Source organism: Natrinema sp. CBA1119, assembly GCF_002572525.1.
In the GTDB taxonomy this organism is placed as follows: Archaea; Halobacteriota; Halobacteria; order Halobacteriales; family Natrialbaceae; genus Natrinema.
Genome location: NZ_PDBS01000008.1, coordinates 1 through 12,829, shown reverse-complemented (window position 1 = coordinate 12,829; position 12,829 = coordinate 1). Strand labels below are relative to the sequence as shown.

The window sequence follows — 12,829 nt, the reverse complement described above, 5'->3', positions numbered from 1 at the left end:
ACCCTTGAGTTATGATGACAAGAAAACGACCGAGGCCTACATTATAGTAACCGTTAGAATTTTCCGCCCGTAGATTGTCACTGTAGACAATGGACCATCTCGACGAAATCTCCGTCGAAGAACTCCAAGACGCCCTTGGCAAGGTTGAGGGAAACAAGCCGACACAACGGTTGTTAGCGGCGATTGCATACAAGAACGGCCTGACGCAGACCGAACTTGCAGAGTGGCACGACACTGGTCGAAGAACGATCTACAGCTGGCTCATGCGACTCGATACGGACAAACCGCTTGAGCAAGCCGTCTCTGATGCTCATCGATCCGGGAGAAAACGAAAGCTCTCAGGAACACAGCAAGAAGAGTTTGAACAAACCGTTCACGAACCTCCCGAGGAAGTCGGTATCGACGCGCCGGCGTGGACGCCGGCGCTCGTCCAGGAGTTTCTTGAAGAAACCTACGGCGTCGAGTACTCCTATCCGAGTTGCCGCCGGTTACTCAAAGAAGCTGGATTAAGCTACCACAAACCGCGCCGTACAGCCGCCGAAGCCGAGGAGTCAGACACAGAAGAGTTCCGCGAGGAACTCAAAAAAAGCGGCGGGAGATGGACGCCACAGTAGTCTGCATCGATCAGACCAAGAAATCCGTCCAGGTTGAGCCGCGTGCCGCGTGGTTTCCGCGCGGCACGCGGCCGAGCGTCGAACTTTCTGGCCAACGCGACTGGACGTGTCTGCTTGGCGCGATTACCGAAGACGGCGAGTGCTTCTTCTCACGGTTCACCGAGTACGTCACCGCCGATCACGCGAAGCATTTCATTCTCGCGTTATGCAAAGAATTCGAAGAGGATTTAATCGTCGTGCTCGATGGAGCACCGTATTTCCAGGCATCGGCCGTCACGGACCTGGCGGCCCGTGACGACCTCGCCTTCGTCACGTTACCAGCATATTCCCCGGAACTCAACCCAGTCGAAGAGTGCTGGAGACAGCTGCAATCAGCACTTAGCAACCGATTCTTCGACTCGCTTTCTGAGCTGACAACAGCGATCGATACCGCTCTTGATCAACTCTCTATCCCTAAATTGAGCAATTATTTCTAACGTCTACTATAGGTCAGTGTCTACGTGAGAGAAGAGCTTCACGTCGGAACGTGGTTCGATCTCGGAAGGCGAGGGACCGTATGTCTCAGAGTCGGGCGGATTTTGTCGGGCAACGACTAAATCCTCTCCCCTCGCCATCTGCTGCTTGTGACCATACTACCATCAACTTATTGGATAGTTGAAACTAACAAAAACAGTTAATGGCCATCACCACAGGCAATAGAACGCCTCCGACCCCCTTCCCCCACACATATGGAGGCACCCCCGTATCTCCCCATTCCGTTTTCAGTACAATATCGAAAGTATCGGAACCTGCCCTCCCGCGGTGGAGAGGAGGTGGATCTGTTCTCCAATGGTTTCGAGGCTCGCTTTAGCGACGAAGCGCAAGTTTAGGATATAGTCGAGCAGTTCTGGCTGCGGGATGAGGCACTCAGTCGGGAGACCTGAACGGAGGTGGACAGTAAAAGTGCGGCGCTACTCCCCGATATCGTTCCATACAATCTTTCAGCCTTCATCGTACTGGGCCGGAACCCGTCCAATCTTGTGACCTGGGACGTCACCCTGCGATTCGGTCAAATTCTTCAGGTGTTTTACTCTTCTATTCGTCGTTATTTCCATGAATCGTTTTGGGAGGTGATCCGGCCCTTTGACAGTAACCAAGACCACCTTTCGGTCATTCTGTGATTGGATCTCATCTACGATCGCCTCATATGTCTCAGTCATCATGCTTTCATATTGACAAAAAAGACTGTCCTTTTTAGAACCCCTCATTTGGCCATTTTTCCTTGAAACCGAATTATGTAGCCACCTGAATCACAGGTCATATGACTGTTCTAAGACCTTTGCGACCGTAAGCAGCGTATCGAATTTGGCCGGATCATCGGTGAGTTCGATCGTCTGATTGTCTCTATTGAAGTGAACAAACTCCAGTGGCCGCGTTTTTGGGAGGTGTTGGTGGTACAGCGTTAGTTTGATGTCCTCGAGATCGTCGACAGACTGTGTTCCCGCTGCCGTATCTGCTTCCATCTCTGCGACTGCTTCCACGACATCGTCTATGTGAACCGCCCCATTCTGCTCCTTGAGATAGTACAATGTGTACCGCCGACGCTCATCATTCAAGAGCCCTAACACTTCATCAACGGAAACCATGTGTGATATAAACAACCGTGGATGTAAAACCGTGATGGTCCTTGCGGAAAACATCCCCAAGCAATATAGCCGTCAGAAATACAATTTTCGCCATTTATTAATGCCATTACGTTTTAATCCTGCTATGGGAGGGAAACCAGCCAAAACAAAGATCATATCTAATGCTATTATTGATATTATTTCAAAAAAAAAAAGAGGGCGTAGGCTCGTTAGATCTTCCTCCATTGTACGACAGTATCGATCCTGACGCCCTTGGAAATCTGTTTTCGACGACTCAAGACGGGGAAAAGCGATCTGGTTGGATTAAATTCCGATATGCTGGGTATTGGGTCCTCGTTGAATTTGATGAAGAGCCAACGGTCAAAGTCGAAGAGAGCCCACCAACGAAATAACGGAAGTATTGGAACCAGCTAGGATAGCGCTAAGACGGTCCTCATCTTTCTTTGGATATGTATGACTACGTCAGAAACAGCGGGTCCTTCGATACGAACTCGGCCAAAGACTCCTTGAGCTCCGTGGTGAGATAGTCCGTAGTTCGTCGAAAGGAAGATATAGCGGCAGGGTCATCTGGGGGATGGCCACCTGCCGCATATTTGTATACCTGAGTTATCTACAAAACAATAGTTCCAATATGCTTTGGTATCTCGAGAAAACGCCGGCCAGAGGCCAGTGTTAGAGCCCCCATCCAATGTCAATGGGTATCGACTTGGGTGGGTCCGAGATCGATGATCTTGACAGTTTGGCTTCACGTCGGAACGTGATTTGATCTCGGAAGACGAGGGACCGTATGTCTCGTGTCGGACGGATTCTGTCAGACAATGACTGAACCCATTCCCCCTCGTCATCATCATATTGTGTCCGTTTCCGAAATAACTCTGTTGGCCGTATAAGTTGGTAACAACGATGTTACGAACAGATTATCGCAAGGGAAGTTCGCTACTCTCCGGATATCGTCATCACTGTTATCTATCTCAAATATACTGAGGTCTGCTATCAAATAACGGAATGAACGATTTTTACGTTTGGTTACGTTTATAGCGTCCACCACCCTGTTTTTAGCAGTCCGTGGGGTTTCGAAGCCACCACCTACCTGTCCCCACGGACGCTTTTCCCTTCGAGAGAAACTGCAATAAAGCAACAGGCGACAAATAGTATTACTCGTCCTCGAGTAGTTCGTCAGAGACCTGTTTTAGCTTCTAAAACTACCCCGGCGCCTGACCATATCAGGGCGCCTCTCAAGGCCCTTTATCCAGGCACATTTTATCGTGAAATATATGAACACTGCATGTGCGAATAGATCATTCTACTTCTTCTCTTGGGGGATAGAAGGAATCTCAGGATGCTAACACACGGATACAATCATTATTGTTGCACCGGAAACGTATTTCGGTAACAAATGTAGTTGGCTGATATTCCATTGGTTCACTGCAACGAGAGCACTCAACAGTGAACGTCATATTTCACCTCGAACTCTTATACGGGTAAACCTTCCTATTATTTCTCTATTAATTCTGGTGAAATAGCTGTGCTGAATTCTGTCTGTATTGAATGGCAACTACATATGCGAACTGAACAAAGCACACATACTTCATATCATTTTATGTTGGATTAGTCAAAACTCATACGAGACATGCTTGAACTCGGTGAGACAGCGCCTTCATTCACTCTTCCAGGAACGGACGGTGAGACAATCGACGAGTATAGCCTCAAAGAGTACACCAATGAAGGCGCTGCTGTGTTAGCCTTTTACCCATTCGATTTCAGCCCGATTTGCACGGAAGAGCTCTGTGACTTCCGCGATGTCGAGTGGCTAACGTTCACCGAGGGTGTCAATCTCTTCGGCATCTCTACTGATAGTGCGGACGTGGTGAATCGCCAGACGTAGCTTGATTTCACTGTTTTAGAGATCGCTTGGTGTTGTGAACCACACACATCAAAACGAGTTCACGAAATTCACCGTACCAAGTTCGCGCACGCACGGCGTCGCCGAGCGTGCGCTTGATCGTTGAAAAGACGGTCTCACACATCGCTCGTTGGCGGTATCGAGGCCCATCGATCCGCGCGTTATGCGCGTGATCGATGGGCCGAAACTCACGATGTTTGATCAGCGGTCTCACGCCGTCTTCGCGGAGTTTTTCGCGTAAATCCATCCAGTCGTAGCCTTTGTCGGCAGCGAGGCTGGCGAGGTCGCCCGCGTTGCGGCGGGCGACCTGCCAGCCGAGCTGTGTGTCGTGGCGTTTCTCGGTCGTACAGTGAACGTCCAGAATTGCTTGGCTTTCTGTGTCGACGAGAGCTGTCGCTTTGAGCGTCTGAACCCGGTAATTCGTCCGACGGCAGTAGTGTTTGCTAGCGTTTTCGCGGTCGAAAAACGTCGCGTCAATGGCGGCGTGACCGCTCTGGCCGTGCAGCTGCGCCGAGAGGCGCAGCAGCACTCGCCAGAGTGCGGTCTTAATCCTATCAAACCACTTGACTAGCGTCGAGTGATCGGGGAGATCGGTCGGTTCAAGGCCGATCTCCCCGAGTATTTGTGGCATCTCGCTCAGCAAATCGAGTGCTTCTCGGTAGGATTTTTCCAGGTAAACCCGCAGACAGTGCAGCGACACTACCGCATACTCGGCGAAGCCGCCACCCCCTTCGGGGGCGGCGACTTCGCCTCGCTCACCAACAGCATTTTTAGCTAACTGAACGACTTTGCTCGTGAAGCGGGAGATTTTCGACATAGAGCATCGGCGGTTTCCCGCTTCATACTCCTAGTTCTGACGGTCGAAACCGACGCCGTCCAACGATTCACCAGAGCCGATAGTGCCTATTCCCACCGCGCGTTCATCAACGAGCACGATTTGACATTCCCACTCTTGAGCGACAGCCTCGCTGAAGTCTGTGAGGAGTACGGCGTCCGATACGATATCTGGGAACAGCATCAAAACGTCTCACAGCGGGCACTCTTCGTTATCGACGACACACAAACCGTCCAGTATGCATGGATGACAGAGGATGCTCTCGTGAAGCCGGACCTGTCGGAGGTTCAAGATGCAATGAAGTCAGTCGATGTTTTCGACTCGTAGTAATCAAACCAGAGCGATACTACGTCCATTTTTCGTCTAAGACGTTCATGACTGTTCGCTCAAACTCTGGTGTTACAAGCTGAATCCCGCGAGGAAGGACGACGTCCGTTTCTTTCCTGTCGCCGAAAATGAACCGATAGATCGTATGGTTGCCAACATGGACCGTTATCGCAATCGGCATCTCAGCATCCAGTATCGTTTCAACCCCTAATGTGTCCACCGGGAACGTAGTGTGTATCGTTGCAATGGAGATATTACCAAGGTCCGAGGCCCGATTCCGATAAATAGTGTTAACCTCGCTCCCCTTCCGATGGGCCACCAACCGAAACTGGCTATTCGTCTCTGTCGCTAAGACATCCAGCAATAACTCGTCTGTGTACCCTGCGGCATCAGTGAGCGCTTCCGCAGCTGTTGTTGTCGAGAGAACGGCTTCGGCCGTATTGACGTCGTCAAGACTTCGATGGACCGATTCTACATCGTCCCGTGGCAGCGCTGCCTGCTCTGCATTGAACTTTTCCATGAACGTGTAGATGGTTGTCAATGCCTTGTCCCACGTCTCAACAGTCGTCGCCATGTTCCGATCCCCGAGGGTTCCTTTACCAGCTCGGTCCTGATGGACATGGACAACAAACCCTGTTGAATTTGTGTCAGACTGCCCCTTCCTACCCGCACGGGGTGCCGGTTTAATGCCTACTTCTATCCGTTTTGCATTGTTGCTGAATCGCACTGATCGCTCATCGAACCGATGCGTCGTCCATCCAGGCGGCGGAGAATCCATACTGACAATTCTCTTCACCATTCTAAAAATACGGTGGTTCGGCTTTGTTGAAATTCTCTTATTCAGACAGATTCTCGTCCGAAACAGCTAGTCAATAAAAGATGCAAATTGATCACTCAATTTCTAACTGGTCGCTCCCGCCATCCCCCTCATTGCCGTTTTCCTCCCATTCGAGTTCGAACTCGATACTCAATTCACCGGGCCCGTCCGTTGGCCCCTCGCGTTCGGCTTTGACCTCAAACGTCGGGCGTGCTGGTGGTTCCATTGTCACAGACTCGGAACCGGATTTGAGTGTGATTGCATCCCCTTGTTCGAGCTTATCAGCGACATTGCGGAGATACGATGCGATTTCTTCTCGGGTCTGGTCACTCTCTGATTTGAACAGGACTTCTTCAGGCATAATGAACGGTACGCTTCCTGCACCGATAAGTGAATCCCTAATAATAAAGCGATCATGACTCAGAAGCCCTTGCGATGTAGGGACATCGATTATGGAGTGAGCCTGCAGTATCTCATCCGGACCTCTTGTGAGGTTGGACACCATGAGTGAACGAGATACCCCACTCCCGAGCACGGATCTAGCACAGACGTACAACAAATCGGCGTCACATCGAAATGTAACAAAATGGACTGTGAATCCGTAATCCACACAATCGTTACTTCTGTCTCAAAAGCGACTGGAAAGAATCCCACCGAAATCCCCCCGCTCTACAACAGCATCGATGTCGATGCCCTTGCAGATCTCTTTGGACCACAATCTACTGATTCACATCATTTCCCATCGGATACTGTCAACTTCCAGTACGAGGGTTGCGATGTCACAGTCTTCGCAGATGGGGAGGTAGTCGTGAAAGGACCCGAGTAATAGCAGAAGGCGGATTCGGTGGGCCGTAATCAACCAAACTGTGCGCGGAATTAGTTTCCGGCATCGGGACCGTTAAACATAATTGTGAGTAGTTTCCGCTCAGCGGCTTGAATATGCTCGGAAAAGGTGGCTGATGTAATACCGAGTTCCGTAGCGATGTCTTCGCCGGTGCATTCGCGAGGCCACTCGTAATATCCTTCTTCAAACGCCGCTTTGAGTACTTCGCGTTGGCGATCCGTGAGATGATTCTGGAGGACTCGTTGGAACCCGGAGTCTGGAAATCGGGGCGCAATACCGTCTTTTTCCCGCTTCGAGAGCAGCGATACATCCGGATACTCTTGCAAAAATGTCTCGACGACTTCCGATGGATTTTCTTCAGCAGGGATTTCGGCGACGAGACGACCAACGCCTTCTCTCCCGCAGACTTCGCGCGGGAGCGCTCCGAGTTCGGTTAGTCGAAATGCAGGACAATCGCCAGATACAAGAAATTCCAAACTGCCTCCATCCTCATACTCGGCAAGGATCGTGACGTCGACGGTCTCCATCTCGGTTGCGTAGCCTGCTACTCGCTCCGGTTCGACTCCGCTAACGTGGAAGTATTCGGCGTACCGCCCATCGGGACGAGGGAGCATTTCGGCGAGTTCGAACCGGCACGATTCCTTCTTAGTGACACCCACGAACGGATACCGAGAGTCCTGAAAGCCAAACTCGACTTCACACACAGGTCTGGCTGATGGTTCTTGCAGAGACATTGGTGTACCCGTACTCAGGGATGGGAGAAATATCTTGTGGTATGCATTATCATGACACAATGTACTCCGGGATTATCGACCTAATTGCTGGGCTCTGGTCAAGACAGAGTGTCACTAATTGTGACGGCTCTGCAAATAGCAAGAGAAACCGGTAGCCGCCGATTGACGATCAAAACCACCTTGACAGTCAGGGAAGATAACTATTTGAGGTGGTGGGGAACGGTAGCTATGGGCAACACCCTCGACGAACCTCCCCAGGATGGGATTGTGAACGTAAATACGGACACGCTACACAAACGAAAGCGGGGTACCTCCGGGTTCCATACAGATTGTGGTGTGACCCGCCACCTTAGGCAAGAGCAGTTACACAACACCTCCGTAGAACAGGCAATTGCCAGTAATGGGATTAGCAAATGCGGACGGTGCTTTTCGGATGCAGGCGGCTATTGAAGAACGCCCCTCCAACTTTCTGTGCGCACGGATAATTAACAGGAAAGCAATGTTGGCACCATTAAGGTGGAGTCTAAGGCTATGTTGGAATCATCTTTGTTCGACATCTTGATCGCTGAAATATCTGTTGGGAGTGGTCACTGTGCTAAGCGATCTGTAAGTCCCCTCTTTTGATTACTCAGAGTGATCGGTCGATGTTGTGACTGAGACAGGTGATAGTGAGTTCACGGAACTGCTTCCACCACCGTCGTGAGCGGACGAACGCACCGAACTTCCGCTTGAGCGTTGAGTTGACAGTCTCTGATTGACTCCGTTGTCCGTAGAGATCAGCGTCCAAGCGTGCGTTCCATGCCCGGTGAAGTGACGTGAACTCACGATGCTTAATCAGTGGACGAACCTCGTATTGACGGGCAAGTCTCCTGATTTTCTGATCATCGTACCCTTTGTCACCGAGCAGAATATCGATGCTCTCGGGATTGCGTTTGATCAACGACGGAGCGATCTGGCTATCGTGTTTTCGTGTCGTCGTCACGTGGAGATCGAGAATTGCGTTCACCTTTGTATCGACCAACAGCGTCACTTTGAGCTGCTGAATCGTGAGCTCGGCGCGTTTCGTGTAGTGTTTCGAAGCGTGACTGCGGTCAAACCCTGACGCATCAACTCCAACAACTCCGCTCGTCGGAAGTAGCGTCGTTGAGAGAGTCAGCATAATACGCCATACGGCCATATCAAGCCGGTTAAATGCCTTACAGAGCGTTGATGGCGTAGGAAGTTCGGCTAATCCAAGAACTCGTCGGATGCGTGTCATCTCGATCAGTTCGTCAAGTAGACCACGGTAGGTTGTGTTCTTTCGAACTTTGAGACACAACAGAACAACGTGCTGCGGGAGTGTATAGCGGTGTTTGGAGAACTTCGAGGAGTATTGAGAGACCGCTCGGCGTGCCAGATGGATCGCCTTCTCAGTAAAGCGGAGAATCTGCGACTTCGGGAGGGCCTTCATCTCGTGGAATTACAGGGCGAACCTGTAACTCTTTGAGGATTTCAACAGAGCCGGTGGTTCCAAATTCATAAACTTCCCCTCAAAATCCGATTTTGTCCTCCCTCTGCCGTAAGCGGGCTATGTTGGTCAGTGATCTTGGCATCGTCTGCTTTGCTGATCTCGCTATGATGGGAGTGGAACATTCGTTATCTCGAAGCGCGCGCCGCCGTTCGACCCCTCCGTCACCGTAATCTCCCAGCCGTGCGCGTCGACGATTTCCTGAACAATCCTCAGCCCGAACCCAGTTCCATTATCGTTCGTCGAGTAGCCGGCAGCAAACACCTGGTCGCGATCGGCCGGTGGAATCCCCACTCCATCATCTTCGACGAAGAACCCATCGCGGAGTGGCCCAACAGTCAGCGTTACTGGTCCCTCGTTGTGTTCGATCGCGTTTCGAAAGAGGTTCTCGAAGAGTTGAGAAAATCGACTCTGGTTGGACCGCACGGTACAATCGTCGGTGATAGTCAGAGTAGCGTTATCTGTGTCGAGATGATGCCAGCATTGACGGACTACATCTTCAAGGGACAACGCCTCGAAATCGGCGACGGTCCGGCCTTCGCGGGCGAGCGTCAGTAGATCCTCGATGAGCGTCTCCATGCGCTCAAGCGCCGCGTCGATCTCCTCGAGAGACTCACTCTCGTACTCGTCTTGCACCTGGTCAAGCCGTCCGGTTGCGAGCGTCAGCGGATTGCGCAGATCGTGTGAAACGACATGCGCAAACTCTTCGAGCCGTTCGTTCTCCGTTTCCAAGGTGGTTTTCTGCCCACGGAGATACACTTCGTGTTCGACCCGGTCGAGCGCAGCGGTGATGGTTGTTGCCAGGATGTCCGTCAGTGCTTTATCGGTGTCGTCGAACGCGTGCGTATCGGGCGACGACGTGATAAAGACACCATGCTCGTCCAGGGCATGAATGATGCCACTCCGAGCGGGCGTCTCCGTAGCCTCGATCGCATCGTTCTCACAGACATCGTTGATCACAACCGTATCGCCGCGTTCGTACACGTCCCAGATGACGGAGTCGATGGATCGTGACGGGGCAGTCCGATCGTATGAGGGCGCTGTCCCGAATTGCTCTTGGAACTGGTCAGTGACGGCAACAGACTCGAGGGCTGTTCGTGCTCGATTGGCAAGGTAAATCCCGCTTAACGGAAGGTCAAGGGTATCTCGAACTGTTTCGACTGCGAGAGTCGCCACCTCCTCGCGGGTGTTAGCCCGGATAAGCGCCTCGAGCTGGAGATATAGCTGTTTGATGGTCTCTTCCCGTGTCACGCGATCGAGCGCGGCTTCAACATTGGCTGTCAACACGCTCGCCACCGATTTGGTTTGCTCGTCGAAGTCACGGGCGGTCGTCGACCCAGCGATGAAGACGCCGTGCTCGCCGAGTGGGAAGATCAGTTCACTCCGAATCGGTGTCTCCGGATTGTACACACCCGGTTCAGCGCTCACATCCTCGTAGAGTTGTGGCTCCATTGTTTCGAAGACCTCCCAGACGAATCCTTCGCCTGCATAGAATATTGGGTATTCGCCGAACAAGGCTCGTCCTTCCCGTGTCTCCGTCAGCGGCACGAGTGCATCCAGATTGTCGTCGTATACGAGCACACTGTTCACTTCAAGCCCAAGGAGGTCGCGCGCCGCGTCGGTCGCAATCTGTGCGACATCGTAGGTAGAGTCAGCCCGCATGAACATCCGTGTTCGCTCGTGGAGCGCGTCCAATTGTTGTGCGTGATCCATTTATTGAGCGGGGATCAAGGGATGACGATTCGGTGACAAACTCACTATGTTTGAGACCGATTAATTCGGTCTCGACTACCGGATGGCGTCTCGTGGCTGGTTCGGTTCCCGAATATTTTCTCAAAAATGTGGATAATTGTACTATAAGTAGACAGGTTCTACAGGTTGATTAATGCTCTGGCCATCTCGAGCGTGCTTTTCCAATTCAATGGCCAAGAAAAATATTTTCGTGAGCTACCATTTTTCGTGCAAGAGCTTTTCAAGGGGGACAGGACGAGCCAGCAGGCTGGGAGCTGTTGACATCATTCTGCAGTGTGAAGAGGAGTGTTCTAAAGGAGGTGTCCTGTGGGATACTGCCCCTCTCAGCCGGAGGCCCCTCCCGAAGAAAGTGTCACGCCATAGGCCCGAGATCTCAAAAGCCACCCAGACTCAAATTAGTGTTGGTGACTGACACGGAGAAGATCTACCGGCGTGTCCGAAAGGCGATGAAACGCTCGGCCAAGCGTCTTGAACAGCATGAGTCTGGTGAATTTAAACGGCCAGCTGTCTGAAACACACACAACCTCTGGATTCTGCATGGATCCTTGCCAGGAGTTGGATACATCCAATCCACCGTGGTGCATCGTTTGCCTGTACTTACCGGACCGAGTGTTCAGATTCTCACCTGTTTCTGAGTAAAGAGGTCGTATTACCAACTACTGTTAATCGGTGTCGACGACGATCTCGGATTTGACTTCGAACGTTACCGCTCCCGTTGAGAGCGTCTTGGCGATCTCCCGGCGCTGCTCGAGCGTGAGGTCGTCACGCTCGAGGACCTGGCGGGACGCCTGGACGAACTTCGGTATGTCATCGCAAGCGCTCACCACTGCTTCCGTCTTGTTCCAGTCGTAGAAGACGGCTGCGCGTTCGATCGCGTCCCGTCGGTACACATAGTCGCCGTCGGTTCTGATTCGCATACTCGTACACACGAGCCCCGAAATCCTCGTTTTTTCGGCTCACTGGATGGCCCATTTCGGCCCAAAACAGGCGGAACGTGTCGGTCATCCAGAGACGAACACGGTCTCGAGCGACTGAACGACTCGAGATATGTACACGAGGGTTCGTGTCTCGTGTGCATATTCGGGAAATGGGATTTGTCGACGTGCAATCAGAGAGGGTGAGGATAGAAGTTGGTAGAGTTACTCCGTCTCAGACTTTGCCCTTTTTTCCCTCAACCAAGCGGATATGTTCTCTTTTGCATATACAATAAATCCAGAAAACAGGGCAACAGATGAAATAATCCCGATTATAATAGACATCACAAATACAATCATAGATGTAACAAATGCACTGGTAGGTAACATCATTACTGCATTGTTAAGAGATAATGTCCCTACAGTCACCAATTCATAATTATCAGGTAACCATATCAGTCCATTCGATGAAATAACAATAGAAACGACCGACAATAATAGGAGGATACTCGCGAGTTTAATGTCAGACTTAATATTCCCATCTAAAAACTCAAATAAATACATAATTGCCCCTAGAACGAAAAACCCAATAATCGTGAGCGGGACTATTTGAAGTATTGAACTTTGATCGAGGATAAGCCATCCAATTGACCAAAATAGGAGATAATAGGATAACGAGAACAGTATTAATTCAACATTCTTAACACGTAAGTGTGCTCGCATGAGCTCAAACTTCCCTCCAAGTCTCTGTGTCATCTCCTTGTATATCAAAAATGTTAGAAGAGCCACGATTAATAACGAGCCACCATGTCCATATCCTAAATACTTCTCTGTAAGGCCCGCATCGCTACCCTGAAGATCATGAGTGTAGACCGCAGTTGCAGCGAACACGCCCAAAACAAGGAATAATTCTGAGGTGTCTTTAATGAACTCAGATAGGTCGAAATCAGTTCCCAT

General features: G+C 51.0%; 14 protein-coding genes. 5 read left to right on the top strand and 9 right to left on the bottom strand.

The features are described from left to right. The first annotated feature begins 89 nt into the window (after nucleotides 1–89). A protein-coding gene (locus CP556_RS22250; protein WP_098727815.1) for an IS630 family transposase occupies nucleotides 90–1,090 on the top strand; the annotation gives its coding sequence in 2 pieces (ribosomal slippage) (nucleotides 90–582 and nucleotides 582–1,090; 1,002 coding nt in all). A gap of 813 nt (nucleotides 1,091–1,903) precedes the next feature. Here CP556_RS22250 and CP556_RS22240 read toward each other — a convergent pair. Next, complete coding sequence (locus tag CP556_RS22240) at nucleotides 1,904–2,239, bottom strand: DUF7344 domain-containing protein (RefSeq protein ID WP_098727813.1); 336 nt, start codon at nucleotides 2,237–2,239, stop codon at nucleotides 1,904–1,906. A gap of 161 nt (nucleotides 2,240–2,400) precedes the next feature. Between CP556_RS22240 and CP556_RS27435 the strand changes: the two genes are divergently transcribed. Together CP556_RS27435 and CP556_RS22235 are read left to right on the top strand one after the other, a co-directional pair. Further along, complete coding sequence (locus CP556_RS27435; RefSeq protein ID WP_394340755.1) at nucleotides 2,401–2,631, top strand: HalOD1 output domain-containing protein; 231 nt, start codon at nucleotides 2,401–2,403, stop codon at nucleotides 2,629–2,631. 1,238 nt (nucleotides 2,632–3,869) lie between these two features. After that, complete coding sequence (locus CP556_RS22235) at nucleotides 3,870–4,124, top strand: redoxin domain-containing protein (RefSeq protein WP_098727812.1); 255 nt, start codon at nucleotides 3,870–3,872, stop codon at nucleotides 4,122–4,124. 7 nt (nucleotides 4,125–4,131) lie between these two features. On the opposite strand, the gene CP556_RS22230 is transcribed toward CP556_RS22235, so the two are convergent. Then, complete coding sequence (locus CP556_RS22230) at nucleotides 4,132–4,959, bottom strand: IS5 family transposase (RefSeq protein ID WP_098726460.1); 828 nt, start codon at nucleotides 4,957–4,959, stop codon at nucleotides 4,132–4,134. Here CP556_RS22230 and CP556_RS22225 point away from each other — a divergent pair. Further along, nucleotides 4,921–5,304: a redoxin domain-containing protein gene (locus CP556_RS22225; protein ID WP_098727811.1), complete on the top strand. Its 384-nt coding sequence runs from the start codon at nucleotides 4,921–4,923 to the stop codon at nucleotides 5,302–5,304. The two genes, CP556_RS22230 and CP556_RS22225, sit on opposite strands and share 39 nt — an antisense overlap. Nucleotides 5,305–5,323: 19 nt before the next feature. Here CP556_RS22225 and CP556_RS22220 read toward each other — a convergent pair whose 3' ends face one another. Together CP556_RS22220 and CP556_RS22215 are read right to left on the bottom strand one after the other, a co-directional pair. Further along, the gene (locus CP556_RS22220; protein ID WP_098727810.1) at nucleotides 5,324–5,878 is read right to left on the bottom strand and encodes a hypothetical protein; all 555 of its coding nucleotides are present in this window, start codon (nucleotides 5,876–5,878) and stop codon (nucleotides 5,324–5,326) included. Nucleotides 5,879–6,194: 316 nt separating this feature from the next. Next, the gene (locus CP556_RS22215) at nucleotides 6,195–6,482 is read right to left on the bottom strand and encodes an amphi-Trp domain-containing protein (RefSeq protein WP_098728245.1); all 288 of its coding nucleotides are present in this window, start codon (nucleotides 6,480–6,482) and stop codon (nucleotides 6,195–6,197) included. Between the two features lie 225 nt (nucleotides 6,483–6,707). Here CP556_RS22215 and ddfA point away from each other — a divergent pair, with 225 nt between their 5' ends. Beyond that, nucleotides 6,708–6,947, top strand: coding sequence for a DdfA family disk-determining factor (ddfA, locus tag CP556_RS25580; RefSeq protein ID WP_141551744.1), 240 nt, complete (start codon nucleotides 6,708–6,710; stop codon nucleotides 6,945–6,947). Nucleotides 6,948–6,997: 50 nt separating this feature from the next. On the opposite strand, the gene CP556_RS22210 is transcribed toward ddfA, so the two are convergent. The 5 genes from CP556_RS22210 to CP556_RS26260 form a co-directional block, all read right to left on the bottom strand. Next, entirely contained in the window at nucleotides 6,998–7,699 is a 702-nt protein-coding gene (locus CP556_RS22210; RefSeq protein ID WP_098727809.1) for a helix-turn-helix domain-containing protein, read from the bottom strand. A gap of 628 nt (nucleotides 7,700–8,327) precedes the next feature. Beyond that, nucleotides 8,328–9,149, bottom strand: a complete 822-nt coding sequence (locus tag CP556_RS22200) for an IS5 family transposase (RefSeq protein ID WP_098727807.1) — start codon at nucleotides 9,147–9,149, stop codon at nucleotides 8,328–8,330. Nucleotides 9,150–9,311: 162 nt separating this feature from the next. Further along, on the bottom strand, nucleotides 9,312–10,901 hold the full coding sequence (locus tag CP556_RS22195) for a sensor histidine kinase (RefSeq protein WP_176548305.1): 1,590 nt from the start codon (nucleotides 10,899–10,901) through the stop codon (nucleotides 9,312–9,314). Nucleotides 10,902–11,620: 719 nt separating this feature from the next. Continuing rightward, a complete protein-coding gene (locus CP556_RS22190) occupies nucleotides 11,621–11,875 on the bottom strand; it encodes a DUF7692 domain-containing protein (RefSeq protein ID WP_098727805.1) in 255 nt (84 codons plus the stop codon). Nucleotides 11,876–12,097: 222 nt separating this feature from the next. Further along, a partial coding sequence (locus CP556_RS26260) for a hypothetical protein (RefSeq protein WP_098727804.1) occupies nucleotides 12,098–12,829 on the bottom strand: 732 nt, incomplete at its 5' end.